Source organism: Streptomyces tibetensis, from assembly GCF_007655005.1.
Taxonomy (GTDB): domain Bacteria; phylum Actinomycetota; class Actinomycetes; order Streptomycetales; family Streptomycetaceae; genus Streptomyces; species Streptomyces tibetensis.
On the sequence record NZ_SZVW01000001.1, the window covers coordinates 170,623 to 196,119 of the forward strand.

The 25,497-nt window shown below is 69.0% G+C and carries 27 protein-coding genes; 3 read left to right on the top strand and 24 right to left on the bottom strand.

The features are described from left to right. Nucleotides 1-319: 319 nt before the first annotated feature. Nucleotides 320-1,093: an isoprenyl transferase gene (locus FDO69_RS00765; protein ID WP_104777618.1), complete on the bottom strand. Its 774-nt coding sequence runs from the start codon at nucleotides 1,091-1,093 to the stop codon at nucleotides 320-322. 980 nt (nucleotides 1,094-2,073) lie between these two features. Between FDO69_RS00765 and FDO69_RS00770 the strand changes: the two genes are divergently transcribed. Next, a complete protein-coding gene (locus tag FDO69_RS00770; protein ID WP_104777619.1) occupies nucleotides 2,074-3,273 on the top strand; it encodes a winged helix DNA-binding domain-containing protein in 1,200 nt (399 codons plus the stop codon). A 161-nt stretch (nucleotides 3,274-3,434) separates the two neighbouring features. On the opposite strand, the gene FDO69_RS00775 is transcribed toward FDO69_RS00770, so the two are convergent. The 9 genes from FDO69_RS00775 to FDO69_RS00815 all read right to left on the bottom strand — a co-directional run bounded on the left by FDO69_RS00775 (nucleotide 3,435) and on the right by FDO69_RS00815 (nucleotide 10,683). Further along, on the bottom strand, nucleotides 3,435-4,268 hold the full coding sequence (locus FDO69_RS00775) for a class I SAM-dependent methyltransferase (RefSeq protein WP_104777620.1): 834 nt from the start codon (nucleotides 4,266-4,268) through the stop codon (nucleotides 3,435-3,437). Between the two features lie 47 nt (nucleotides 4,269-4,315). Beyond that, nucleotides 4,316-4,777, bottom strand: coding sequence for a GNAT family N-acetyltransferase (locus FDO69_RS00780; protein WP_199838268.1), 462 nt, complete (start codon nucleotides 4,775-4,777; stop codon nucleotides 4,316-4,318). 100 nt (nucleotides 4,778-4,877) lie between these two features. Continuing rightward, nucleotides 4,878-5,756: an LLM class flavin-dependent oxidoreductase gene (locus tag FDO69_RS00785; RefSeq protein WP_104777621.1), complete on the bottom strand. Its 879-nt coding sequence runs from the start codon at nucleotides 5,754-5,756 to the stop codon at nucleotides 4,878-4,880. A 100-nt stretch (nucleotides 5,757-5,856) separates the two neighbouring features. After that, the gene (locus FDO69_RS00790) at nucleotides 5,857-6,501 is read right to left on the bottom strand and encodes a hypothetical protein (protein WP_199838269.1); all 645 of its coding nucleotides are present in this window, start codon (nucleotides 6,499-6,501) and stop codon (nucleotides 5,857-5,859) included. A 1-nt stretch (nucleotide 6,502) separates the two neighbouring features. Continuing rightward, the gene (locus FDO69_RS00795) at nucleotides 6,503-7,168 is read right to left on the bottom strand and encodes a hypothetical protein (RefSeq protein ID WP_104777622.1); all 666 of its coding nucleotides are present in this window, start codon (nucleotides 7,166-7,168) and stop codon (nucleotides 6,503-6,505) included. Continuing rightward, a complete protein-coding gene (locus tag FDO69_RS00800) occupies nucleotides 7,165-8,541 on the bottom strand; it encodes a hypothetical protein (protein WP_234387798.1) in 1,377 nt (458 codons plus the stop codon). Before FDO69_RS00800 ends, FDO69_RS00795 begins: the two co-directional genes overlap by 4 nt. After that, the gene (locus FDO69_RS00805; protein ID WP_104777623.1) at nucleotides 8,538-8,861 is read right to left on the bottom strand and encodes a hypothetical protein; all 324 of its coding nucleotides are present in this window, start codon (nucleotides 8,859-8,861) and stop codon (nucleotides 8,538-8,540) included. Before FDO69_RS00805 ends, FDO69_RS00800 begins: the two co-directional genes overlap by 4 nt. A 125-nt stretch (nucleotides 8,862-8,986) precedes the next feature. Further along, a complete protein-coding gene (locus tag FDO69_RS00810; protein ID WP_104777894.1) occupies nucleotides 8,987-9,979 on the bottom strand; it encodes a hypothetical protein in 993 nt (330 codons plus the stop codon). Between the two features lie 44 nt (nucleotides 9,980-10,023). Beyond that, nucleotides 10,024-10,683: a hypothetical protein gene (locus FDO69_RS00815; protein ID WP_104777624.1), complete on the bottom strand. Its 660-nt coding sequence runs from the start codon at nucleotides 10,681-10,683 to the stop codon at nucleotides 10,024-10,026. A gap of 314 nt (nucleotides 10,684-10,997) precedes the next feature. Between FDO69_RS00815 and FDO69_RS00820 the strand changes: the two genes are divergently transcribed. Then, complete coding sequence (locus FDO69_RS00820; RefSeq protein WP_104777895.1) at nucleotides 10,998-11,375, top strand: DUF192 domain-containing protein; 378 nt, start codon at nucleotides 10,998-11,000, stop codon at nucleotides 11,373-11,375. Nucleotides 11,376-11,518: 143 nt separating this feature from the next. Then, entirely contained in the window at nucleotides 11,519-12,037 is a 519-nt protein-coding gene (locus tag FDO69_RS00825; protein WP_138430016.1) for a hypothetical protein, read from the top strand. Nucleotides 12,038-12,044: 7 nt separating this feature from the next. Here the strand turns inward: FDO69_RS00825 and FDO69_RS00830 are convergent, their stop codons facing one another. The 14 genes from FDO69_RS00830 to FDO69_RS00905 form a co-directional block, all read right to left on the bottom strand. Further along, nucleotides 12,045-12,638 (bottom strand): hypothetical protein, encoded by a 594-nt coding sequence (locus FDO69_RS00830; RefSeq protein WP_234387799.1) that lies wholly within the window; start codon nucleotides 12,636-12,638, stop codon nucleotides 12,045-12,047. A 243-nt stretch (nucleotides 12,639-12,881) separates the two neighbouring features. Continuing rightward, a complete protein-coding gene (locus FDO69_RS00835) occupies nucleotides 12,882-13,601 on the bottom strand; it encodes a hypothetical protein (RefSeq protein ID WP_138430018.1) in 720 nt (239 codons plus the stop codon). A gap of 46 nt (nucleotides 13,602-13,647) precedes the next feature. Further along, complete coding sequence (locus tag FDO69_RS41040) at nucleotides 13,648-16,188, bottom strand: hypothetical protein (RefSeq protein ID WP_159030578.1); 2,541 nt, start codon at nucleotides 16,186-16,188, stop codon at nucleotides 13,648-13,650. A gap of 156 nt (nucleotides 16,189-16,344) precedes the next feature. Further along, a complete protein-coding gene (locus FDO69_RS00845; protein ID WP_104777627.1) occupies nucleotides 16,345-16,995 on the bottom strand; it encodes an OmpA family protein in 651 nt (216 codons plus the stop codon). 8 nt (nucleotides 16,996-17,003) lie between these two features. Then, complete coding sequence (locus tag FDO69_RS00850; RefSeq protein ID WP_104777628.1) at nucleotides 17,004-17,582, bottom strand: hypothetical protein; 579 nt, start codon at nucleotides 17,580-17,582, stop codon at nucleotides 17,004-17,006. Between the two features lie 16 nt (nucleotides 17,583-17,598). Further along, entirely contained in the window at nucleotides 17,599-18,225 is a 627-nt protein-coding gene (locus FDO69_RS41510; RefSeq protein ID WP_199838270.1) for a pilus assembly protein TadG-related protein, read from the bottom strand. After that, a complete protein-coding gene (locus FDO69_RS00865; RefSeq protein WP_030842584.1) occupies nucleotides 18,222-18,455 on the bottom strand; it encodes a hypothetical protein in 234 nt (77 codons plus the stop codon). Before FDO69_RS00865 ends, FDO69_RS41510 begins: the two co-directional genes overlap by 4 nt. Nucleotides 18,456-18,603: 148 nt before the next feature. Further along, the gene (locus FDO69_RS00870) at nucleotides 18,604-19,572 is read right to left on the bottom strand and encodes a response regulator transcription factor (protein ID WP_104777630.1); all 969 of its coding nucleotides are present in this window, start codon (nucleotides 19,570-19,572) and stop codon (nucleotides 18,604-18,606) included. 26 nt (nucleotides 19,573-19,598) lie between these two features. Then, nucleotides 19,599-20,963, bottom strand: coding sequence for a sensor histidine kinase (locus FDO69_RS00875; RefSeq protein ID WP_234387800.1), 1,365 nt, complete (start codon nucleotides 20,961-20,963; stop codon nucleotides 19,599-19,601). A 582-nt stretch (nucleotides 20,964-21,545) separates the two neighbouring features. Then, entirely contained in the window at nucleotides 21,546-22,433 is an 888-nt protein-coding gene (locus FDO69_RS00885; protein ID WP_104777631.1) for a DUF5936 domain-containing protein, read from the bottom strand. A gap of 16 nt (nucleotides 22,434-22,449) precedes the next feature. Beyond that, nucleotides 22,450-23,394 carry a type II secretion system F family protein gene (locus tag FDO69_RS00890; protein ID WP_104777632.1) on the bottom strand — a complete coding sequence of 315 codons (945 nt, stop codon included), beginning with the start codon at nucleotides 23,392-23,394 and terminating at the stop codon, nucleotides 22,450-22,452. Nucleotides 23,395-23,403: 9 nt separating this feature from the next. After that, nucleotides 23,404-24,741, bottom strand: coding sequence for a TadA family conjugal transfer-associated ATPase (locus tag FDO69_RS00895; protein ID WP_104777633.1), 1,338 nt, complete (start codon nucleotides 24,739-24,741; stop codon nucleotides 23,404-23,406). Nucleotides 24,742-24,765: 24 nt separating this feature from the next. Beyond that, complete coding sequence (locus FDO69_RS00900) at nucleotides 24,766-25,122, bottom strand: TadE/TadG family type IV pilus assembly protein (RefSeq protein ID WP_104777634.1); 357 nt, start codon at nucleotides 25,120-25,122, stop codon at nucleotides 24,766-24,768. Then, complete coding sequence (locus tag FDO69_RS00905; RefSeq protein WP_234387816.1) at nucleotides 25,119-25,448, bottom strand: pilus assembly protein; 330 nt, start codon at nucleotides 25,446-25,448, stop codon at nucleotides 25,119-25,121. Before FDO69_RS00905 ends, FDO69_RS00900 begins: the two co-directional genes overlap by 4 nt. Nucleotides 25,449-25,497: the final 49 nt, after the last annotated feature.

The window sequence follows — 25,497 nt, forward strand, 5'->3', positions numbered from 1 at the left end:
GACGGTATGGAGCTGGACCGGTCGTCGGCCGCCCTGCACGGGCCGAGAACCGGCCCTCCGCCTCTTCGTCCGTGCTGTGACCGCACGATCGGGCTGGTGCAAAGGGCCTCCCGGGCGGACGGCCCCGTGCCGTCCGCTGAGATCCGACACCCGTGGTTCGGGCGTCGACCTGTCTGGGTTATGCCCTCGAACCCGCGTCGCCATGCCACGGCATATGACGGCGAGCCGGTGAACTCGGCGTTACAGGCGTCGCCAAGTGGGTACCGGGAGGTGTTGTCACGTGGGACGTCCTGCGTCCGGATGCCCGTCTGGGGGTACGTCAGCCGCCGTAGCGCCGGTGGCGGGCGGCGTAGTCGCGCATGGCCCGCAGGAAGTCCACCTTGCGGAACGCCGGCCAGAACACGTCACAGAAGTAGTACTCCGAGTGGGCGGTCTGCCAGAGCATGAATCCGGACAGTCGCTGCTCGCCACTGGTGCGGATCACCAGGTCGGGGTCGGGCTGGTGGCTCGTGTAGAGGTGACGCCCGATCATGTCGATGTCGACGGCCTCGGCGAGCGCCTCCATCGAGGTGCCCTTCTCCTGGGCGTCGAGCAGCATCGACCGCACCGCGTCGGCGATCTCCTGGCGGCCGCCGTAGCCGATGGCGACGTTGACCACTATTCCGTCGACGTGCGCCGTGGTCTCCTCGGCCTCCTTGAGGATGGTCTGCATCCCCGAGGGCAGCAGGTCGGGCGTGCCGACGTGGTGCACGCGCCAGCGGCCGTCGGCGGCCAGGGTGCGCACGACGTCCTCGATGATGCCGAGCAGGGGGACGAGCTCTTCCTGCGGGCGGTCGAAGTTGTCCGTGGACAGGAGCCAGAGGGTGACGACCTCGACGTCGGTCTCACTGCACCAGCCGAGGAACTCCTCGATCTTCCCGGCCCCGGCCCGGTGGCCGTCGACGGTGCTGGAACCGGCGGCCTTCGCCCAGCGGCGGTTGCCGTCCATGATGACGCCGATGTGCTTGGGCACCTGAGCGTGGTCCAGGTGACCTTCCACCCGGCGTGCGTACAGCCTGACCAGCAGGCCACGCAGCTTGTCGCGCAGGTTCACGTGATTGTCAGCCCCTCCGTACGGATCGGACAGGCCGCGGCGTGCGGCCCGGTCGTGGCCGCGGGCGGTCCCTGCCCGTATGGCAGTCCCCGGAGGCGAAGCCTACCCTCGCCGCGGCCGTGGGCCGCCAACGGGGGCGGAACGAAGGGTTCCGGCCGATGGTTCGAGCCGCCCCGCGGGCCAAGAAAAAACGGGCCGGTCCGTGGGGGGGAGACGGACCGGCCCGAGGGGGGGTTTCCACCATAACCCTTCGTGAGTGCTGCTGCGTGCATCGGCGGGCCACAACTACTCTCCGGAGCCACCCGGCGACGCGGCGACGCATACGGAGCCCCGCGTTCAGGGCTCGCCTCTGGCCGAAACTTGGCGCATGAGCTGGGGAATCAGGCGATCCGCGGCCGGAAACCGGAGGATTTGGCGCACCTTGGGGCCCACTCGGGTGACTTGTCCCGACATCCTCCCGACGGGTGACGCACATGTGAACGCCCGCTTGACCCGGGAACGGCCTCGCCTCGCATGCGTGCGGCCCGCCCGCCGATGCTTTGCCCGCGGGACGCCGATGCCGTGCGGCTCGACGGGTGGACCCTGGCACCGCGCAGCCCCCTCCACTGCGCGGTACCGCCCGCGCAGCTTTGCTCACGCGAATTACCCTCGCTCGAATTTACGTGAGCGGCGGGTCGGAGGCGAGCTGCGGGCGATAACGATGTGAAAACCCTCGTCGGATGATGCGCAAGTGCGGTGAGTGGGAGGGGTGACGCGGGGCCGCAGGCCGGCGCCCGCCGCAGGAGTACGCGGCCCAGCACCGCGGGCGGGGGGGGCGGATCAATCGAGGCCTTGAGGTGCGGGCTCGGCGCTGAACCCCCGGCCCCCCGGACGATCCAGGGCGGGCAATCCAGGACGGGCAATCCAGGACGGGCAATCCAGGACGGGAGGACGGGCGATCTAGGACGGAAACTGTCCTCATTGCCGTCTAACGTCGTTTCATGACGACGACCGTGAGGATCACGTGGGACGCGGCGAGCGCACGTCGGGCGCGTCGGCAGTTCCTGACCGGGCCGACCACGACCGGGACGCCGGTCGCCGAGGTGGTGGGCGCGATGCTGGGGGCGCATGCGCAGGTGCTCTCCGCGGCCGAACTGTCGGTGGGGATGCGGACGGACGCGGCGACACGGGCGGACGTACGGGCCGCGCTCTGGGACGACCGGACCCTGATCAAGACGTACGGCCCACGCGGCACGGTCCACCTTCTCCCCGCCCGTGAACTCCCCCTCTTCTCGGCGGCGCTGAGCGCGGTACCGACCGGGCCGAGCCCGTTCCCGCCCGATGTACGGCTCACCGAGGAGCAGGCGGGCCAGGTCGTGACGGCGATCGGTGACGCGCTCGACGGCAGGTTCCTGACCCTCGACGAGCTGTCCGAGGAGGTCGTCACCCGCACGGGCCCCTGGGCCGGTGACCGCGTGATGCCGGCGTTCCAGGACCTGTGGCCGCGCTGGCGCCAGGTGATGCACCGGGCCGGCTGGGCGGGCGCGCTGTGCTTCGGCCCGAACCGGGGGCGCAAGGCGACGTACACCCGTCCGCTGCCCGGGGGCCCGGGCAAGGCGACGTACACCCGTCCGCTGCCCGGGGGCCCGGAGGCGGGCCCGGGGGGCGCACTGGCTGCCTTCGTCCACCGCTATCTGCACACGTACGGCCCGGCCACGCCGCAGCACTTCGCGCGGTGGCTGGCGGCGCCGTCCGGCTGGGCCACGGCACTGTTCGGCGAGTTGGCCGCAGCGGGCCGTATCGAGGAGGTCCTGTTCGAGGGAACACCGGCATGGGTGGCGGCGGGCGACACCGACTTCCCGCAGGGCCCGCCGCGGGGTGTGCGGCTGCTCCCCTACTTCGACGCGTACGTCATCGCCGGGCAGCCCCGCGAGCGGCTGTTCCCCGGGGCGGCGTACGAGCGCGCCCTCGGGGGCGGCCAGGCGGGCAACTACCCGGTGCTGCTCGTCGACGGTGTCGTGGCGGGGGTCTGGCACCAGCGTCGCCGGGGCCGTCGTACGACCGTCACGGTCGAGCCGCTCGTCCGGCTGACGGCACGGCAGGAACGGGAGCTGGGCGAGCAGGTGGAGCGGGCGGGTGAGGTGCTGGAGGCGACGCCGGAGCTGGTGGTGGGAGAGGTGACGGTGGGTCCGCACGCGTGACGACGCGGTCCGCGGCGTCAGTCCGGCTTGCGGGCCTCGAAGAGGCGGCGACGTCAGTCCGACCTGCGGGCCTCGAAGAGGCGGCGACGTCAGTCCGGCCTGCGGGCCTCGAAGAGGCGGCGACGTCAGTCCGGCCTGCGGGCCTCGAAGAGGCGGCGACGTCAGTCCGGCCTGCGGGCCTCGAAGAGGTGGCGGGTGCTGTGGGCGACGAAGGGCCCCTCGGCCTGGATGCGCTCGTGCAGTTTCCGGAGTTGTGGCTCGTACGCCTCGACGGTGAAGCCGGGGACCATCCAGACCACCTTGCGCAGGAAGTGCACGACGGCGCCGATGTCGTGGAACTCCATGCGCAGCCGCTCCGCCCGCAGACCGACGACATCGAGCCCGGCGGCTTCGGCGTCGGCCCGCTCACGGTCGGGGTGGCGGGCACTGCGCACATCGTCCGGCTGGGGCCCGAGGAAGTACTCGACGAGTTCGAAGACGCTGCGCGGGCCGACGTGCTGGGCGAAGTACGTCCCGCCGGGCCGCAGGACGCGGGCGATCTCGTCCCAGTGCGGGCGGACGGGATGCCGGCTGACGACCAGGTCGAAGGCACCGTCGGCGAAGGGCAGCGGGTCGTCCTCGGCAACGGCGACGACGCCGACGCCGCGCGGACGGAGCAGGGCGGTGGCCTTGGCGACGTTGGGGGGCCAGCCTTCGGTGGCGAGGGTCAGGAGGGGCGGCTTCGAGGCGGGATCCGTGTCGGCCTGGCCCGCGACAGTGTCGGCGACCCTGGCGAGGGCGAAGTCCAGCACCTCTCCTCCCCCGGTCTGCACGTCGAGTACCGCACTCGCCCGGCCGAGCCGCTCGGACATCGACACGGCGTATCCCCAGGAGGGACGTGCTTCCGTCGCCCGCCCTTCGAACCAGGAGAAGTCCCATCCCTCGGTGGGGACGGAGGATCCTTCGGCGAGGAGGTCTTCGAAGGTGGCGGGATGCGGGTTCCGGTGCTCTGCCATGGAGGGATCGTGGCAGGGGGCGGACGGGGACGTCACGCGATTTCCGCTCATGCGAGGACGAGCATGACGTGCTCGTCGTCGCCGTGCCGGACGGTGCCGGTCCGCTGGAAGCCGTGCTTCTCGAGGAGGCGTACGGAGCCGGTGTTGTCGCCGGCGGGGTCGGCGTGCAGGGGCCGGTTCCGCTCCCGCTCCAGAAAGAGGGCGAGGGCCCGGCTGCCGATGCCGCGGCCCCAGTACGGGCGTCCGAGCCAGTATCCGAGGAAGCGGCGGTCCGCGGCCCACCAGGCGACGACGCTGCCGGCGACTTCGCCGTCAACGGTCACGGCCTGCACGAAGACGGTGTCGTCCTCAAGGACCTTGGTCTTCCAGTGCCGCAGGAACGCCTCGCGCGGCCGAGGGGTGAACCTCGACCGCCGAACGGCTTCCGGATCGTGCTCGTACGCGAGGAAGAACTCGAGGTCGGCTTCCACCACGTCTCGCAGACGCACGTCCATGTCGTCATCGCTCATGCCCGGAGTGTGGCAGCGACCACTGACAACGGGCATGGGCATAGACCTGGACTTGCAGCCTGGGGCGCCTGGGCTCTGGACGAGGCCCAGGCCCGGGTCCTCAGGGGACGAGGGGCCGCACTTCTTCGGCCGTGAACCGCACGAACCCCTCCGGGTCGGGCTCGTCCGCGGTCGGCTGGAGCACGACGCTGTCGGCGCCGGCCTCGACCAGCCGCTCGACGGCATCGGCCACGGCCTTGGCGTCTCCGGCGACCCCGAGGTCCGGCACGGATGTGAGCCCCTCGGCGACGAGTTCAGCACGCAGGCGGGCGCCGGCGTCGGGCCCGGTGGCGGTGAGCAGGTAGACGACCAGGGGGTGGGGCCCGGCCTCACGGCCGGCCGCCGCGCGCCCCTCCTCGACGAGCTGCCGTGCTCGGCGGACACCGTCGGCGTTTGTGGCGGCGGTGAGGAGAGTGCCGTCGGCGGCCTCTCCGCTGAGCCGCAGCGACCGCGGCCCGGTGGCCCCGGCCAGGACCCCGCTCCGCGAGCCGTGCGGTGGCCAGTCGAGGGCGACGTCGTCCAGCTTGACGTACCGTCCGTCGACGGTGACGCGCTCGCCGCCCAACAGGGCTCGGAGCGCGAGGAGATGCTCCCGCAACAGGGTGAGGGGCGACTCGGCCCGGGCGCCGACCTGCCCCATCCAGTCCTGCACACCGTGCCCCACACCGAGGATCGTCCGCCCGGGGAACATCCGGTGCAGCGAGGCGGCCTCCATGGCGGTGATGGTCACGTTCCGCAAGGGCACGGGCAACAGCCCGACCCCGACCCGCACCCGCTCGGTCCACGCGAGAGCGGCTGCGGCGGTGGAGATCCCGCCTTCTCTGAAGCAGTCTTCCCAGAGCCAGAGCTCTTCGAGCCCGGCCCCCTCAGCAACGTCACAAACGGCCCGAAGCCGCTCGGGGGCCAACTGGGGGCGGAAAACTGCGCCTAGGGGGGTCACGGGAGGCTTCCTACCCAGGATCGGGCACGCCGGGCAACAGCTTTTAAGCACTGTTGCGTAGCCTCCGCGAAGCAATCTCGGCTGGTCTGGGGGACGCGTGTCAGCTAGGCACACGTACTCCAGCACGACGGGCGAGCTCCAGTGCTTCGGGAGAAGCGACCCACCCGTCGGTAGGGGCATGTGAATCGGCAAGCTGGTAGAGCAGGAACAGACGCTTGGGGCCGGGTACCGCGATGACTCCGGCGAATCGTGGATCACCGGCGAACCAGATCTCCGCTACCTGAGCGGTCTTCTCGCTTCCATAGCCCCGCCCGAGACGACGACGCCACCAGGCAGATCGTGCATGGCCGTGCAGGATGACGTGGACGACATCGTCAGACTGATCGGGGTTGGGAAACGCCAGCCAGACGTCGCCGAGCTTAGCTCCCGGGATCTGCCCGATTCCGCTCGCCGGCGTCTTGTGCGTCCGCCAGGAATACACCTTCAGGAGGCGGCGCGTCTGCGCAGCCGCAACAAGGTACTGACGCTGCAGAAATGATCGATAAAGGGCGTACACAGCCACCGGGAGCATGACCCACATCGACCACCGTCCCGCGAGAATCATGAGGACGAAGCCGCCGACACAAACCGCGGGCCATAGAACCTGGCCGGCAACGGCTGAGGTGAACAGCTTCTTCCACGCACTCTGTGTGGCTGAATGTTCCCAGGCCACAGCTGAGCTTGTGGGGTGATGCACGGTGTCCATTTCATGCCTCGCCATGATCCATCGGCAACGGGTTCTCAAAGGTGACCATGCGGGCCGTTTCCCGGAGTAGGTTCCGATAGTGGTCCGAACGGTGAACGGCAGTCGTCGACAGCGTCAGGATGGCCAGTTTGCGGGCATCCGGGAACGGCACATAGGCGACAACCTGGAGCAATTCCTGCCGCGTACGCCCGACCTGAGGGCTGCTACAGGTTTCGACGAGCGACGCAGGACCGCACGGCAGCTCGAGGGTCTCCACATGACTGGCGTCTGCCATGGCCGCTGCAGCACGAGCAGCCATCACGCCACGTGGCGCCCAGGACGCCTCCTGCCATCCGATGGTGAACAGCGACAGCAGGAGACCTCCGTCTCCCTCGTCGTCACGATGTGCCCCCACGGCACAATGGATGACACCGCTGTAAGCCAGCATCTGGGTCAAACGCCGGACTGGTGCCAACAACTCCAAGAAGCGTTGGGTGTTCTCGGGACCAGTCAGCATCGTGGCAAGCGCCTCGAGTGAGCGCTCCTGGCGCTCAGTGCCAGCCGGCCCTTCCTCCACTGCAGCGAAGCCTGGGAGTGGTACCGGCATGAAGCCCGCAGGCAGCGCGAACCAGATGTCCGCGCCCGGCATCCTGGCAGACGGATCGATGACGAAGGTGTCCGAGCTCATGAAGCGGCAGCCACTCCCCTGAACAGGTACTTGAGCACGCCGGCTGTCGCCGCCCCATCGATCACGCCGGTCCTGACTCCGTCCAGCGTGCCCGTCACGGCCTTGGCTCCGTCAGAGTCCAGACTGTCGTAGAGACTGCCCGCAATCCCGTACGTGGCTGTGCCGGCTCCCAACCACGTCGCCCCCGCCTCCACCTTCGGCAGCACCTGGTCGGTGCTCGCGCCGAAAACGCGTGATCGCTCCAACACGCTCGGCGCCTCGGAGATGGCTACGGCCTCCTCGCGGATCGAAGCACCAACAGCGGCGGCCTTCTGCCCGAGAGTCAGGGCCTCATCCGCAGTACGAGCTGCGGCGCTCAACGCCTCCGGCGCCTTCATCAAGCCCTTGGTCACAGCCCCAAGCCCGGGCACAATACCCAGTACGTCCCCGGCGACCGAGATCGCATTGCTCCAGAAGTCCAAGTCGAGTTCGCCGTTCCTGATGCCGTCGCTCAGGGAGGCCCACACTTCGTCGTCCTGCAAGCGGAGAGTGAGGGCCGTCCCGCTCAGCAGTCCAGCGCCCAGCAGCAGGAGTGGCACCGCGAGCGGGCCCGTGGCGAACAACGCGATCACTCCCAGGATCGCCGCAATACCACTGAGGATGTCCGGCAGGTTGTCGCCTAGCCAATCCGTGAACTTGTCCCACGCACCAGGTTCATGCGGAGCCAGTTTCGCCGTGGCGTCGCCGATTTTTCCCGCGCGGTACCGGGCCCTCTGCTCATGCTCCTCGGCGAGCTTCTTCGCCTGACCGATGATCTTGTCGAGGTCGGCCTGGGCCTCCTCCACCGCGGTAATCGCGTGGGTGAGTGTCTTCTGGGCGTCATCGTGGCGGGCGCCCTTCTTGTCCAGGTCGGGGGCCTTCTCCGCCTTGCTCGCACGGCCCTTCGCCGCGTCCAGAGCTGCCTGGGCGTCCTTTGCGTCCTTTTCCAGGCGTTTGGCGCGACGCTGGAAGTCCTCGAGTTCTCCCTCCCAGCGATCCAACTGCCTGGAGGCCTTACGGATCGAGTGCGCGGCGTTCTTGAGGTTCAGGGGCAGCGTCCCGCCGTCCAGCTCCTCACGAAAGGCGACAGCGGCATCACCCTTCCAGTAACTGCCGTCCATCAACTTGGTGACCAGGTCGTGGCTTTCCTCCAGGACCTTGGCACAGTCCACGAGTTTCTTACGCAGCTCACGGACGGTGTGCGGGCTGCCCGGTGTGGGGTTGAAGCCCAGGTGCGCGTAGTCGGGGTTCGCAACGTGGCGGCCTGATTGGAGTCCTTGCGGCTTGTCAAGATCCGTGGTGTACCGCGGGCCGGCAGCAGTGCCCGGACCGCCGGAACCAGAGGTGTAGGTCATGTGGAACCCGCCGACCCCGCCTTGCCGTGCCGGGCCTTCTTCAGCGCCTCTTCCAGCGCCTTGTCGACCTCGTTGTAGCTGTCCTTGCTCTGCCCGATGATCTTGGCAAGGTCCTCGGTCTGCTCACCGATCTGCTCGGTGCCGTACTTCCAGTCCTCCTGGAAGCTCTCGCACGCGGCGTCCAGGTCGTCCGTACCCAGTCCGGTCACCGAAGCGTCGCTCAGCGCCTTGTGCAGCCCCTTCAAGGAGCTGCCCGACTTCTTCAACAACTTCATGAAGTGCGCGAGCTCATCGTCGTCGACGGCCAGTCGCTCGGCCATGCAGCCGCTTCCTCTCCACGCTCCTGCCGCTTCCTCGAGTAAGTGACTCTAGCCGTTCCGCTTGTGTGCGGAGGGGCGGCCACCCGCACAGGGGGGCCGCTCGCGGGTCGGAGCTGTGGCTCGGTTCAGCGGTTGACGGACTGGATCTCTTGGACGACGACATTCTGCTCCGCGCCGAAAGAACCGTCCGGCAGCCGCCGCTCGCCGGCGACGCCTGTACCGGTCCAGTGAATCTTCCAGGTGACCGTCGCCCTGAGCTGGTACGAATCATCTCCAGACGACCGTAGATACTTCACGCCGCAGGACGGAGTCTCGTTGGCCTTGCCCTTGGCGTATGGCTCGCCGATTCGTCCGTTCTGGATCTGACAAACCCCCGAGGCGGGGTATGTTTCGGCATCCGTGGTGCCCGGTCCGATCTTCACCGACAGAGGTTCGGCCGTTGTGGTCGCCTGGATACCGAGGAGCGGAACTGAGGCCGTCACCGACACAGGCTTGAACTCCGCCGCATCCAGCCACGCCCAAGTAGGTAGATTCACCTTTGTGTTCGCCTGCGGAGCGAGATTCATCTTCGTGGCAGGGACGCGCACTTCGGCGTAGGCAAGCTGCGCGAGGACCTCGGTAGTGATGGCCTGTGGGATGTCGGCCGGCGGATCGTCGTTCTCGTCCACCCAGAAGATGGGCTTGTCGCAGTCAAGCGCCCCCGGGTCCCCCTCCCGGCCGGGCGTGACGTAGAAGTCCCACCAATAGCCCTTGCCGGCCTTCTCCTTGTTGAAGTCTTTGTAGGGGTGACCGTTGACGTAGCGATCGCGCTGCTTGGCATCCCACTCGTAGCCTGTCGAGCCGGCTTCCCAAGTGGGTTCCAGGTACTTCTGCAGCTGCTCCGGCGTGTACTTCGGAGCGTAGTAGCAAGCCGGCGGGGTCCAGGGCGTCGAAGACGTCACCGGGCCTGCCGCCTGGCCCGAGCCGTTGTGGGAACGGTCGAAGACGACGACTCCTGCGGTCGACGACAGAGTGCCGTCGCCGTCCGAGTCACCGTGGGCGTCCTTCTTCGGAGGAGGCATCTGCGATCCGCCGCCAATGACGTTGTCCGCCTGGGCGGGGGCTCCGCACAGCAGCATCGAACCGATCGCAAAGGGCACGATCAAAGCCCGGGAAGCCGGTCTCAGGGCTGGCACCTGTCGCTCCCCCTCTGGGAAAGGATCTTCTCGATGACCCACACACCCTTGTCGTTCTTCTGCAGCAGGGTGTTGTAGAGCACGTAGCTGTTCTTGGATGCAGGCGTTTTGTTGATCTTCTTGTTCTTCACGTACATGTCGTAGGCCTTGCTCTGGTCTTCGCAGTACACGAGCGACCCACTGCCCGCACTCCTGATATTGACCACGGGGTCGTAGAAGCGATACGCGCCCGTGACACGCGCTTTGGCCTTGACATAGGCCTGAATGAACGTCTGCGTTCCTGCGGCGGCCTCGCCCTCGTAGTAATAGAGGTACGCCTTGTCGAGAGCGTTCTGGTTGACGATCGCCAGGTCCACCGCCTTGATGGACTGTTCGCTGTCGGCCAGGATCGCGTCCTTCTCCTTGTCCCCTGTCTTGGGCCAGTCGAAGGTGTAGGAGAGGTCCGAGGGCAATTCGATGTTCGGCCGGCCGGCGGAGTTCGCAGCGCTCGGAGAGGGAGAGGGTGACGCCTTGTCACCCGTGTCCGCTCCCGCGATCTTGTCGTCGTCCTTGGCCTTGGAGCTGTCGTCGCTTCCGCACGCGGACAGCGTCAGGGCCGCTGCGGCGGTCAACGTGAGCGCTGCGAGGAGGGTGGGGCGGCGGGTCACGGTCGGCTCCCGGGAGGTGGCGAGGGCTTCTCTTGAGCGAACCAAAGCTATACAGCGGGGTGCGGCCGCACCAGGGTGAAGGTTGTCAACTCACGGGGCGTATGGGGAGGAATTGGCGATTCGTCGTCACTTTCGCGCCGTAACGGTTGCATAACGCGCCCAGAGGAGGCGTCAACAGCGGTGCTGCTCGGGGCGTTTCAGTCAGGAATCAGCAAAGGGGATGGGTCCTTGGGCCCATGTGAGGGGCGGTCGATACGGATACGTTCGGGGCGGCGAGCTACCGGCAGGTGGTGGCACGGTCGGAGGGGGCCCGGATGGGGCGGCGTTGGCGGGACGGGCGTGGGGAGCTGGTCGTGCACAGGGGTGACGGCGGACCGTCCCTCAGAGTGCCGCTGGAGATCGCGGGCTCCTACCGGGCCCGTACGAAGGGGCTGTTGGGGCGGGACTCCATCGACGGGGCGATCCTGCTCTCCCCCGCCAACAGCGTGCACACCTTTCGTATGCGCATGCCGATCGATGTCGCCTATCTCGATCGGCGTCTCCGCGTCATCGCCGTGCGGACCATGCGGCCGGGGCTGCTGGGGATGCCTCGGTTGCGAGCCCGGCATGTGGTGGAGGCCGGGGCCGGGGCGATGGGCGAGTGGGGGGTGCGGGAAGGAACGCGGGTGGAGGTCGTCGGGCCGGTGGAGTGAGGTGAGTGGCCTCGTTCGAAGGGCTCGGGTGGTGCTGTCAGGGGCTCGGCCGACTCCACCGCCCATTCGGCGAATGACCGGGGTCCGGGGCCTATAGCCGGCCAATAGCGCACCCAGCGGCCGCATGGGATGGAGTCGCATTCATGAGTACCGACTTGTATGGATGGCTGGAGTGCAGGCATGAGCCCAGGCGCTACAGCGCTGGAGACGTTCCGTGGGAGGCCTTCTCCGAACTACGGCACCTTTATTGGGCCCGGGATTACATGTCGTGGTCAGCACTCTTCGACGTCCGGAGTGTGGAGCCTGTCAAAGCTCTCTTTCCTGACCGCGGAGTGCCTGTAGATGTCTCGGACAGGGCACGGAAAGATGCGGACGAACGCGAGGGTCACAGTCATTCGTGGTTCTCCGGGCGTGAACTGTCGGCTGTCGACTTGAACGCCCCCTGCACCGACGGCCCGTCTCGGTACTGGGTCCGCCGCTGGTCCCGTGCCGATGAGGGATCCCTCGTGCCCGAGGGACTGACCGTGCTCCCGGATGAGCTGTACGACTCGGCCGGCGCCACGTTCGGAGAAGTCAACATCGCTCCCTCCCGGTGGCCGGCCGGCGGAGAGCTTCCGCTCGGCAACGGGGTGTACCGACCTGTCTCCCTTGCCCACGCCTGAGCCGTCGTCAACCGAACCAGACGACCAGACGTACGTTGTCGTCCCCGTGCTCGTCTGCGAGGTCCCGCATCGCATTCCAGACCCGGGACCAGGGTGCCTGGTCCGGAGGAGCGAGCATCCGCGCTGTGAGAATCACGGGGCGGTACACGGCGCCGTCCAGGTGGACCTCGCCGCCCTGCGGCCATTCCGCTGGGCTGTACACATCCTCGCCGAAAGCATCGGCCGCGGCCTCATCCAGGCCGGGCGTGGCTGGGGCCCACACGATGTCGTGTTGGGCGAGCTCGCCGTCGTCACCAGGCCGCCACAGGCCCGCCCAGTAATAAGCAGGCTCGTCGGCGAGCGGGGCGTCCCAGTCGACCACGGCGACTTCGGCCCAGGTGGCATACGTGTGGCTGTGCTGATAGTCCTCGCATCCGGTATCCCGCACCGGATCCGAGGGGTTACTCGGAAGCCCGCGGTCGGCGAAGAGCGGACGATCCACACACCCCGTCCCGCCGAAGCCGAAGAGACACCCCCACGCCTCGCGGTTCCGCCCCAATTGCAGGTCCAAAAGGTCGACCGCCATCTCCCAGTGCCCGTCGGCCGAGTGAGTCTCGATCACACCATCTATGTCTGCGCCCACTGAGTTGCCCCCTGATAACGAGCCGCACTGTCACGGCTTCAGGCGTTCCCCTGCGCCGCCTCGGTCAGCAGGCGCGTCGCTTCGACCACTGCGACGTTCCGGTCGATGTAACGCTTGGCAAGCTCCTGGGCCCATGGGGAGAAATGGTCTTCTTGCCAGAGCCAGGAAAGGACAGGTGGAGCAGGAGAGGCTGCTCGCCCTTCCTTTCAGCTTCCGCGCCTACTACTGGGGCCTCTCAGTCTCCAGATCGAAGAGCCTCCCCTGTGCCGCCTCCGCGTTGTCCCAACTCGCCGGACCGCCCGGCTTCACCGACAGGCGATCCAGAGCCGCCCTGGCCTCAGGACTCCCCATCGCGCCCAGCAACTCGATGGCAGAGTCCGCGCCGATGTCCTCGATCACGCAGCGCTCGGCCGTATCCACCGCCCAGTCGGCGAAACGGCCGGGGTCGGAGTCCAGGGCCAGCCAGCGGAGCACCGAGTCGGCGATGTCGTCCCGCAGCCGCGGGATCATGGCGAGTATCGCCGCTTCGACGTGATCAACGACATGCCGCTGAAGCGGGTACAGCCTCTCCCGTCCCCGCCACTCGCGCACCAGCTCGTCCACACCGGCCCACGTCACCTGGCTCGTGCGGGGCATCCTCTCCCCCACCGCCTGGTGGAACTCCTCCCACACGTGCCACAACAGGCCCGGAGAGGGCGGCTGAGGCACATCCGGCGCCAACTCCGGGTCCTCCAGCAGCTCGGTCACCACCTGCCGAGCCTCCGCCACCCGCTCATCGGTGCGCGGCAGGTTCCCGATCCGGTGCCAGTCGCCCTCGTCCCAAGGCTGTGGCAAGGACCGAAGGGCGCGGGGCAGAACGTAGTCACCCTCCGGATCACACCATCGCGCGACCTGCGGATCCCACATCTCCTCGGCACTCCGCACCGCGTCCGACTCGCTCATCTCCGCCGTCCTGCCACGTCTCGTGGCTGTCGTCCACTCGTTCATCTCAGTCGATGCCCAGGTACGCCTTTGCGCTGTCCGGGTCCTTCATCTTCGACCAGTCCATCGTGCCGTTCGCCGTTCGCTCGTCGATGGCACGCTGCATCCTGCCGAGCTGGTCGGCGGACAGACCCTGGCCCGCCACCTTCACGTCCACACCGTTCTTGGCCATCTCACCGGCCGCCGTTCTGGTGTCCTTCGCCGGCTTGCCGTTCCGGGCGGGCTTGAACTCGCTGAAGACCGACGTCCAACGGTCCGCCGTCTCGATCTCCACGGTGGCCTTGCGTCCCGGCTCCTTGCTCGCCCACTTCTTGAGCCTCGCGACCTGATTGGCGAAGTCCGCCTTACGTGTGGCCGAGCCCGCGTTCTTGACCTCCTTGACGTGCACGGTGCCGTTCTTGTCCTTGTAGACCACGTCCGCGTCCGGGATCTCGTCGAGATTCACCTTCTCCCCGTTGCCCAAGTCAGCCTCCTTGCGGTTCATCTTGCCGCCGACTCCGGCGTCCACGTCGGTTCCGGGGGCCGCGTCGTCGGCAGCGCGGCGCAGGGCGTTCACCTCCGCGCGTGCCTCGGCGAGCTTGTTGGCGTCGGAGGCATTGGCGATCTTGCCTTCCAGCGCCGCGGCGGCATCGCCGTTGACGTTTCCGCGGCGTGCGAGGTCGGTGATCTCGTCGAGCGAGTCGGCCGCGTCCTTCTTGCTGATCTCACCGGGTTCTGGGGGGTCCTTGGCGCGGTTGACGAGCCCGTCGATCTGGTCGTCAGGCACCGAAGAGCCCTGCTCCCGCAGCGCGACCTTCGCCGCTGCGGCCCTGGCGTCGAGCGCCTGCTGCTGGGCCTGGCGTGCGTCGTCGGCGTCGTCGCCCGTGCATTCCTTGCCGCCTCCTGCGGCGACGACGATCCGGTCGCCCTGCGGGGCTGCCAGGACGCCCGTGCCGGTGCCCGGGACTCCGCGCAGGCCGCCGCCACCGCCGTAGGGGACGCGCCCGATCGCGATGGTGCAGCTACCGTTCTTCTCGGCCTTCTTCTTGGCCTCATCGGCGTGCTTCTGGGCCTCGTCCGCGGCCTTCTTCGCTCCGTCGAAGTCGCCCGCCTTGGCCGCCTTGCGCGCCTTCTCCGCCGCGTCGGCCGCCTTGTCGAGGGCTTCACCGACCTCGGCCAGCTTCTTGAACTTGGTGAACTTCGTGATGGTCTTCGGGCTGAAGATGCCGACGACGTTGACCACGGTGTTGCCGATGGAGGCGCCGTAGTTGCCCTTCTCCCAGTTCTCCTTGTCGACCAGCGTGTCGGTCGCCAGGTCGGACACGAAGTCCTCGGGCGAATTGACCCAGCCCCATACGGAGGAGACGTAGTTCCCCTTGTCCCACTTCTCGCCCAGCTCGTCGGCCTTGTCGCCCCACCAGTTCGTGGTGTAGCCCTTCAGGCCGTTCCAGGTGTCCTTGACCGAGCCGACCGGGTCGCTGACGACGTCCATGGTGTCGGCCAGGAAGCTCTTGGTCGGGGCCACGAAGAAGCCCCGGACATGGTCCATGAACGTCCTGTCGTGGCGTTCCTGGTCATGTACGTCGTCCCAGAGGGACTTGTCCTCGAACGGGCCCGGGGCGAGCGGGATCGTGTCGTTCGGGCCCGCGCCGTCGTAGGTGATGAGCTGGGCCGACGAGGGGATGCCGCTGCCGCCCGTGTCACCGTCGCCGGTGCCTGTTCTCGTGCCGTCGCCGGCTTCGGAGCCGCCGTCGGCTTCCGTGCCTTCCTGGGTGCCCGCACCGCCCTGGGTGCCCGAGCCGCCTTGGGTGTCAGAGTCTCCTCGGGTACCCGCATCGCCGTTCACGCCCGCGTCGCCGTCCGGGTCCGCGCCATTGCCGCCGTCGGCGCCGGTGTCCGCATCGCCGTGCTCCGCGGCGTCGTTGTCCCCGGCCGCACCCGTCTCCGTACCGTCGCCCTGCGGAGCAGGGCAAGCCGTGCCCGTCACCGAGCAGATGGCCGACTGGATGCCGTCGGCGATACGACCGCCGAGGCCGCCGACCGACAGTGCGACGATGATCGCCGCGACCACCGCGATGAGCCCCGCGTACTCAACCGCGGTCTGGCCCTCGTCCCGTCGCCAGCGGATCATTCTTTCCAGGCTGAACGGCCGCCGCTCCTCCCTGTCCTGAGGAGCGCTCTCGAACCACTCACGCGACCGGGCCCGGAGCAACAGCACGATGACCGCCACCGGCATCGCCGCCTGCGTGACGCCCCGCGGATCACCGTGCAACAGCGTGCCGAACGACAGCCACACGATCCAGGCCTGTACGGCGATCAGGGCGCGACTCGTCCACACCCCGCCCTGCCACAGGCGCCGGGCCAGGTAGATGCCGGCCACGCTGGGCAGTGAGTCGTACACCAGGATCCCGAAGATCTCCCCGGAGTAGTACGTCACCACCGACAGCACGGTGATCACGTACAGCGCCGTCAGCGCGAACTGCACCCACAGCAGTACCTGCGCCCAGCCCAGTTCCCTGGGCAACGGCGAACGCCGCTCCCAGGAGGGGCTGTTCTGTGCATCCCCCATTCCGTAAGGGGGTATCCGGTCACCGGCAGGGGACATGCGCGACCTCGGCTCAGCTCGATAAACGGCCGTTCAAGACGGATACCGAGCCGAGGCTAAAGAACGTCGATCACTCGCACATGGGCCCCTGGCCCCAACCCTGGGCCCATTTGCGGTGACTCAGCTCTCTGTGCGCGGAAAGGAGACCTCGACGCGGCGGTTCTTCTTGCGGCCGGTCTCCGAGGAGTTGTCGGCGATGGGGTACTGCTCGCCGTAGCCGCGGACCTCGTACGTGACGTCGGAGTCGGTGAGTTCCTGGTCGAGGACGTTCTGTACGGCGTCGGCGCGCTTCTTGGAGAGGACGTCGCCGTGTGCGGAGGAGCCGAGGTTGTCCGTGAAGCCGAAGACGCGGATCTTCGTCGCGTTCTGCTTCTTGATCTCCTCGGCGATCGCGGAGATACGGGCCTTTGCCTCGCCGCTGAGTTTCGCGCTGTCCTTGCCGAAGAGGACCTCTGCCTGTAGGGCGAACTTGACGTCGGCGTTGGTGTCCTCGCGGCGTTCGTCTCCGCTTTGGTCTTCTACGACCTGTTTGATGTCGAGGACCTTCGGCTCGGCGAGAGTGGCGCCTTCGGGGATCTTGAGGTCGGGGTCATTGGGGTCGACCTCGACGGGGGCGGAGGCGGAGGCCTCGGTGCCGGGGGGCACGCCGGGGGTTTCGTCGGCGTGGGCCGATACGGCGCCGTAGATGTTCGTGGCGACCATGAGGCCGGCGGCGGTGAGGGCGAGGGCGAGGCGTGGAGTCGCCGGGCGGGTGCGTGTGCGGGTCTTCATGGCCGGCCTCACCCGGAGATCTTGATGGTGCCGCTGGAGAAGGTCGGGACTTGCAAGTCGACCTCGGCCGTGCTCGTGGGAGGCGCGGGGAACTGCATGAAGACCGGGAGGGTCTGCCCCGCCTCGAGGTTGCCGAGGCCGGTTGTCGTCAGCGGGCGCCCTTCCGTGTCGCGGAGCGTGTAATAGCGCTTCTTCCCCTTGGCATCCACCAGGGTGGCACCACCGAGCGAGGGCCCGTGCGCGATGACCTCCGTCTCGTCACCGCTCGTCTGAGGAGGGACCACCGCCGACTTGTCTCCGTCGTTCTTCACCACTCCGTTCACGGTGAGGAAGCCGCCCGAGTCCCTCGCGGCAGACGTGATCTGAAGGAGCAGTCCGCCCGTGCCCTTCAGTTCCGCCAGCGGCGTCTCCGACTGCCCCTCCTGAGCACTCGGCTTGGATCCACCGTCCTTGGAAGCGGATGCAGACGGGGTCGGGTCATCGCCGCCACCGCCGCCACTGCAGCCCGCCACGCCGAGGACCAGTCCGGCCGCAACGGTCAGCGCGACCGTTCCCCTGCGGACCTTCGCAGTGAACCGAATGCTCATCTCTCTGCTTCCTTCATCACTCGTCGTTCGCTAGTGGTTCGGCCAGGTGGACGTCGAAGAGGTCTTCGGGTTCCGGCAGGACATCGAGGTCGTCCGGGTCCAGCTCCCAGGTCTCCTCGCCCTCGCACAAGAGCTTCGGCAGGACGTCGGGGCCGGCGTCCTGTGCCAGGGGATCGAAGTCGCAGCGGGGCTCGATCACGGCAGTGGCGGAAGCATGCGCCTTCCGGTTCGCCTCGCCCGGGACAACCGAGTCCCCCATGGGCTTGTTGGTCTGCACCTCGACCGTGAAGCTCAGAGGACCATCCGGAACGCACCCTCGGCCGGTCACCTGTGCATCGTTCTGTGCGGCCAGCTGATGTGCGCGCCAGCACGAGGGGCCGAGTCCTTCTGCGTTCCCGTCGAAGATCGCCTGCCACTTGCCCGGGTCGAGTACGTCCTTCACCCACGCGCCGGCGAGTTGGTCCCGCCTGTCCTGCGCTGCCGCGAGAGCCGCCGCATCGGCGGCTGTCTGAGCCCCGTTCCTGTTCGCCGCGGCCTGGCCGACCGCGAAGTACGCGAACGCGAGAAAGAGCAGGCCCCCCACCACAGTGATGTAGATGGGGAAAGCCTGCCCTGCGTCGCCGTACCGGCGGGGTCGCGTCAAGGAGCGACCTTGGCGATCTGCGCCTGGATCTTTCCGAGAATCGTCTGGCCGAGGCTGGTACCCGTGATCGCCAGCACGATCGCCACCACCACCGCGATGATGCCCAGGTACTCGACCGCCGTCTGCCCCCTGTCGCCGGCGCGGCGGCGCATCGCCTCGGCCGTCGTGTTCTTCCAGCCGTTCACACGGACCTTGGTCGCGACGGCGGTCTTCAGCATCAGGTCGCTCATGGTGTTCCCCTCCGGGTTCGGCTGTGTCGGTTTCGACACGAGGAACGTACGGCGGAACGCCCTGTCCGCCAGAGGGCCCGTGGGCCCAATTCCGGGCCCAATCGTCCGGGCCCAGCCGTCGGTTGTCCCCCCATCGCGTCACCGGAGGTCACCCCCGTCCCCGGTGCGCGTCCGGTGCCGTGCCGATCCACTTCGCGGCGGCCTCGGAGCGGCTGGTGCTGTGGAGCTTGGCGAAGATGCGGTTGATGTGGTTCTTGACGGTCTTCTCGCTGATGAAGCACGTGGCGGCGATCTGCTGGTTGTTCATGCCGGACGCGATGAGGTCCATGATCTCCGCCTCCCTCGTGCTCAGTTGGAACCGCGACCTGTCGGGAGCGGCCGGACGGCCACTCGTCCACTCAGTCGAAGACTGTCCCACATGTGGTTGCATTTGCGAAAGCATTTCCGGAGAAGTGGGCGGAGGTGGCGCGTGAGAAGCTCCGAAAGATGCTGGTGGAGAGGGTTGTTGAGGCTGCATATACGATTGCCCGGAAGTGGAAGTTCCGTATGCAGTCGCACTCGATGACTGGCCCAGGCCCTCCGGCAAGGGTGGAGCCGGGGCCCGGTCCTGGCGGAGTTGGGCCAGGAGGGCGCCCGCCGCTGTCGGGGTGAAGTGGGCCCGGCCCTCCTTGATGTCCCGTACGGCGTCGACCAGCTGGTCGGCGGTGAACTCGCCGTGGACCAGGTAGCCGCCCGCCCCCCGGCGCAGGGCCTCCTGGACGATCTCCGACTCCCTGCTGTAGGTCAGCATCACGACCGGGGCGATTCGCACCAGGTACGGGAGGGCCGAGATGCCGTCCACGCCGGGCATGCGGACGTCCAGGAGGACGACGTCCGGGCGGAGCTGCTGAGCCGCCTCGTAGGCCTGGCGGCCGTCGGCGGCCTCCGCCACGACCTCGATGTCCGGGCGGCCGGAGAGCAGGGCGGTGAGGCCGGCCCGGACGACCGGGTTGTCGTCCGCCACCACGACCCGGAGGCGGCGGGCCGGTGGTGCCGGGTGCGGGAGCGGGAGGTCGGCGAACGGGTGGTGCGGTGGCGGCTGCGGGGCGCCGGTCGGGTGGGGCGTCTGGTCCGGCATCAGGGGCCTCCTCTCGGGTCGTGGGGTCATGCGGTGGGGGTGGTCAAGGCGGCCAGGGGGAGTTCCAGGCGGACCTCCGTGCCCTGGGAGTGGCCGCCGCGGCCTATGCGGATGCGGGCGCCGACCGAGGCGGCGCGTTCGACCATGCCGACCAGGCCGAAGTGGCCTGCTCGGCGGAGTTGTTCGAGGGTGGTGCCGGGTGGGAGGCCGCGACCGTCGTCGTAGACGCTGATGCGGAGCAGGTCGCCGTGGACGCCCGCGCTGACGTCGACGCGGGTGGGGCGGGCGTGGCGGTGGGCGTTCTCCATGGCTTCGGAGGCGATGGTGAGGAGTTGGCGGGCCACGGCCGGTGGGACGGGCGGCACGGCGTGGGCGCCGGTGGGGCGGTAGACCGCCGGGAGGCCGGTGCGGGTACTGAAGTCACGGGTGCGGGCAGCCAGTTCGACCAGGACGTCCGTGGCCTGGGACGGGTCCGATTCGCGGCGCAGGTCGGCCAGGAGTTCCCGGGACTCCGCGGCTGCCCGGCGGGCCGATCGGGCGACCAGTGCTGCCTGCTGTCTCACCAGGGCCGGGTCCATGCGGTCGGCGTTCGCCGAGGTGGTCAGGCCGTCGGCGGCCAGAGCCACGCCGTGCAGGGTCTTCGCGACCGAGTCGTGCATCTCGCGTGCCAGGCGGGCTCGTTCGGCGCTGACCGCTTCCGTCACGGCGAGGCGGGCCTGGACGGTGGTGAGGGCCTGGGTGGCGGCGCCGAAGCGGAGCATGAGGTTGCGGAGGCTGGAGCCGACGGCGCCGGCGATGACGCAGAGGCCGGGCAGGAGGGCGGACTCGGTGATGCCGGGGGCCGGGTCCTTCTGTGCCGCGTGGATGAGGAGCAGCAGGAGGGCCTGGAGGGAGGCGAAGACCGCCGCGCCGCGCCAGCCGTAGACCAGGCCTGCCAGGAGCGGGGTGCAGACGCTGACGTAGGCGAGGGTGCTGTCGGGGCCGGCCGCGATGAGGAGCAGCGCGCCGAAGAGGGTGTCCACGGCGAGGAGGGAGGGGTGGCGCAGGAGGAGGGGGCCGAAGCGTTCCCAGTCCCGGAAGAGGACGTAGGAGGTCATGAAGGTGACGACCACGGCCGCGCCGACGAGTCGGGTGGGCAGGCCGTCGTTCGCGTTGACGAGGGCGGTGGGGGTGGCCAGGGCGATCATGGCCAGGCGGAAGCCGAAGACCTGGCGGCCCATTGCCTGGAGGGCGTTGACCTGGATGTCGATCGCGGGGCCGGCGGGGTGGGTGGTGTCCCGCCCTTCGGCAGGGAGCTGTTTTCCGGCCGCAGCAGCCGGGCGGCCGCCGTCGTCGTGTGCGGGTGGCCCCAGCGGAGGCGCGGCACCATCGGCGGCCGATCGGTCGTTCACCGACGGCTTCCCGGCCGGACCACCCGGACGGCCGCCGTCGTCGAGCGCGGGTGGCCCCAACGGGGGCGCGGCGCTGCCCCCGTCCGTCGGGCGCGGACCCGAAGCAGGAGCGTTGCCCGCATGTCGCTCCGCTGGGGCGCTGCCCCCGGCCGTCGGGCGCGGACCCGAAGCAGGAGCGTTGCCCGCATGTCGCTCCGCTGGGGCGCTGCCCCCGGCCGTCGGGCGCGGACCCGAAGCAGGAGCGTTGCCCGCATGTCGCTCCGGTGGGGCGCTGCCCGCGGCCGTCGGCAGCGGACCCGGCACAGGGGCGTCCACCGCAGCCCCCCGTGGCACCCCGGCCTTCCCCCACTCGCCCCCCTTGATCCGCAGCGTCGGCTCACCGCCCACCGCCGCCTCCCACCCCGGCGGCAGCGCGGGCGTCACGGACGTCACGGGTACGTCCGGCGCGCCCGTGCGGGCATGTGGGGGCAGCACCGTCCCCGCCGGGGGCGTCGTGATCTCCGGTGTCTGCTCTGCCCGGCGGCGTCGACGCCCCAGCAGCCCTGTCCGCTCCCCTGTCATCGACATACCGTCGCCCCTCCCCTACTTCCCCGTGACCGAGCCGAAGTCCGTGCCCGAGCCGAGGATCAGGCCTGCGCCCAGCAGCAGCATGGTGGCCGGGACCATGAAGGTCGTGATCATCATCGTGGCCTTGGGGACGGCCCGGGCCGCCTTGCGGCGGGCGTTCTGCGCGTCCGTACGCCGCATGTCCTTGGCGAGGGACACCAGCGTGTCGACGATCGGCGCGCCCAGTTCCTCGCCCTGCTGCAGCGCCGTCACGAACATCGCCACCTGCTCGGAGTCGTTGCGGCGGCGCAGTTCCGCGAAGGCCTGGCGGCGGCTCATGCCGAGGTCCATCTGGCGCAGGGTGATGCGTAGTTCGTCGGCCCAGGGGCCCTCGTAGCGGGAGGCCACCCGGTCCAGCGCCTGGCGGAAGCCGAGGCCCGCGCTCACCACGACCGCCAGGACGTCCAGGAAGTCCGGCAGGGTCCGTTCGATGACGTCCTTGCGGAGGCGGATCGCCGACCAGATGCCGACCTCCGTCCAGAACGCGCCGAACGCCAGCAGGAGCAGAGCGACCAGCAGTTGGCCGCGCATGAGGAAGACCAGGAATCCCACGGCCCCGAGGAAGCCGTAGACCGCGCGCCGTGCCGCGTACCGGTCGATCGTGAGGCCGCCGGGGTTGCCCGCGAGGTCGATCTTGCGGCGGTACTTCGCCACCTGTTTCGGGCCCATCAGGCGAAGTACCGCGGGCGCGTAGCGCATGCCGAGGCGGTCGATGAGCGAGTCGACCGCGCCGGTGCGGGTGGAGCCGACCTCCAGGGCCAGGGCGAGGTCGCCGGGCAGTTTGGCCTCCGCGCGGTACATGCGGATGCCGGCGAAGACGCCCCAGACGCTGAGGCCCGTCAGCAGGGCGAGAAGCAGTCCCATGGTTGCCTCCTGGCTCTCAGACGTCGATGCGGGACAGGCGGCGGATGAGGACGAAGCCCACGGCGTAGAGCGAGAAGGCGATGATGACCGCCGCCTGGCCGAAGGCGGAGCCGGTCATGCGGTCCAGGGCGCCGTCCTTCACCCCGTTCATCAGGAACAGGGAGCCGACGCCCAGGACCGGGACGGCGTACGACGTCATGTTGACCTGGGAGAGCTGGGTGCGGACCTCGCGCCGGGTCTCCTTGCGTTCCTCCAGCGTCTCCGTCAGGTTGCGCAGCGCGCTGACGACCTGGCCGCCGGCCCGGTTGGACAGGACCAGGGTGGTGACGAGGACGACCAGTTCGCGGGACGGGAGGCGGTCGGCCAGTTCGCCCAGCGCGTCGTCCATCGAGGCACCGACCGCCAGTTGGTTGGACACCTTGCCGAGTTCCTCGCCCGCCGGGGCTTCCATCTCCTCCGCCGCCATTCCGATGGCCGTACGCAGGGCGAGGCCCGCCTGGGTGGCGTTGGCGAGGATGCGGGCCATCTCGGGGAGCTGGTTGATGAACTTCTCGATGCGTTTCTGGCGTTGCCAGTTGAGGAACTGGACGGCCACCCCGATGCCGAGCAGGCCGGCCAGCGGGCCGAAGAACGGCGCCAGGGCGGCCTGGCCGGTCAGCCACAGGCCCGCGACCGTGGCGAGCATGTAGACGAAGAACTCGCCCGGGGTGATGTCCAGGCCGGTCGCCGCGAGGCGGAGCTCCAGCTTCTTGCCGAGCCTGGTGCGTCGCAGGCGGCGGTCGATCCCGTGGAAGTTGCGGCGCCGGCCGCCGGCCGGGATCTGGCCCGTGGCGGACAGGCGGTCGACCAGGGCCTGCCGCTGTGCCCTGCCCGTGGCGTAGGAGTGCAGGCCGACGACCACGAGGGCGCAGGTCAGCAGCGTGACGCCGGTGGTGAGCGTGATGAGCGATTGCAGTTCCATCGGTCGGTCCTACCTGGCTTCTCGGGTGGCTAGCTGGTCCGCCGACCGGGCGATGCCGAACGCCTGCGGGAGGGGCTGGCTCGCCATGTAGAGGCGGTCGGCGGTGCGGCGTGGGAGGGGGTAGTACTCGAAGGCTCCGTGGATACGGCCGTCGGAGGTCATGGGCTGTGCGTGGAAACGGGCGACCGTGACCAGGCGGTACGGGTCGCTTCCGTGACTGTCCATCAGCGCGATCTCGGTGATGCGGCGGGCGCCGTCCGCGAACCGGGTCAGCTGCACGATGACGTCGACCGCGCTGTTGATCTGGTCGTGCAGCGCCACGAAGGGGATCTCCACGTCCGACATGGACGCCAGGGTCTGCAGCCGCATCAGCGCGTCCTCGGCGCTGTTGGCGTGGACGGTGGCCAGCGAGCCGTCGTGGCCCGTCGACATCGCCTGGAGCATGTCGAGGGACTCGCCGCCGCGGACCTCACCGACGACGATCCGGTCGGGGCGCATGCGCAGGGAGTTGCGGACGAGCTCGCGGATCGTCACCTGGCCCTTGCCCTCGACGTTCGGCGGGCGCGACTCCAGGCGGATGACGTGGGGCTGCTGGAGCTGGAGTTCGGCGGAGTCCTCGATGGTGATGATGCGTTCGCCCTCGGGGATGAGGCCGGAGAGCGCGTTGAGCAGCGTCGTCTTGCCGGTGCCCGTCGCACCCGAGACGATGATGTTGAACTTCGCCTGCACCAGGCCCGCCAGCAGGTACAGCATGTGCTCGTCGAGCGAACCGAGGCCGATCAGCTCCTGGAGCGTGAAGGAGCGCGGGAAGCGGCGGATGGTGAGGGTGGCGCCCGTCAGGGACAGGGGCGGGATGATGACGTTGACGCGCTCGCCGGAGGGCAGGCGGGCGTCGACCATCGGGTTCGACTCGTCCACGCGGCGGTTGACCGTCGAGACGATGCGCTCGATGGTCTGCATGAGCTGGTCGTTGGAGGCGAAGCGCAGGGGCAGTTGCTCGACCCGGCCGCCACGCTCCACGAAGATCGCGTCCGGGCCGTTCACCATGATCTCGGTGATGGACGCGTCCTCCAGGAGCGGTTCCAGGATGCCGAGGCCCAGGGCCTCGTCGACCACCCTGCGGATCAGCTGTGAGCGCTCCACCGTCGACAGGACCGGGCCCTCGCGGCTGATGATGTGCCCGAGCACCCGCTCCAGCCGTGCCCTGCGCTCGGCGGCGGCCAGCGAACTCATCTCCGCGAGGTCGATCTCCTCCAGGAGCTTGGCCCGGTAGGAGGCGACCATGTGGCCGTCCTCGCCCCGGTTGCCGTTCTCCTCGGGGGTGTTGATGCGTGCTCGCAGGCTCATGAGTGCGGTGCTCCTAGCTCTCGCTCAGTGGTCGCGCGGCATCGTGGCGGTCTTGACGGCCGGGTCGAACTCCCAGCCCGGCACGAGGGACGGGATCTGCACGGTGGCCGTGACGGTGACCTCTTCCCCGCCGATCGACGCGGGGCAGGTCGTCCCGTCGGCCAGCCAACTGCTCACCGCGGCCTTGCAGTCCGCGTCGGACGGCCCGCCCAGCGACGCACTGCGCGCCCCCGTCCTGGCCGCCGTGCCGGCCTGCTGGGCCGTGTAGGCGATCAGGCCGAGCTGCACGGCCCCCAGGGCGACGATCAGCAGGATCGGCAGGAAGCCGATGTACTCGATGGCGACCTGGCCGCGGTCGCGGCCCTTGCGGATACCGGTCATCTCGGTTTCGCCTCCTCGACCGCCCCGGCGTGGCCGTGGACCGTGAACCCGAAGGACAGCGTGCCGGGGAAGAGGACCGGGACCTGCAGGCGCACGTCGGCCGTCACGAAGCCGGAGCCTTGGCAGGTCACCTCGGCCCCGGACCGCCACGCGTCCGACAGGTGCTCGAGCCCGGCCGCCTCGCACACGCCCTGCCGCACCCCCGGCTCCGCAGCCGTCCCCTGCCGTACGGCCTCGTCCGCGGCGTTGCCCGCGAGGATGTAGGTGTAGCCGACGAGGACGGCCTGCCACAGCGCGATCAGCGTCACGATGATCGTCGGCGTCATCCCGAGGAACTCGATGGTGACCTGTCCCTTGTCCCGCTCCCTCAAGAGC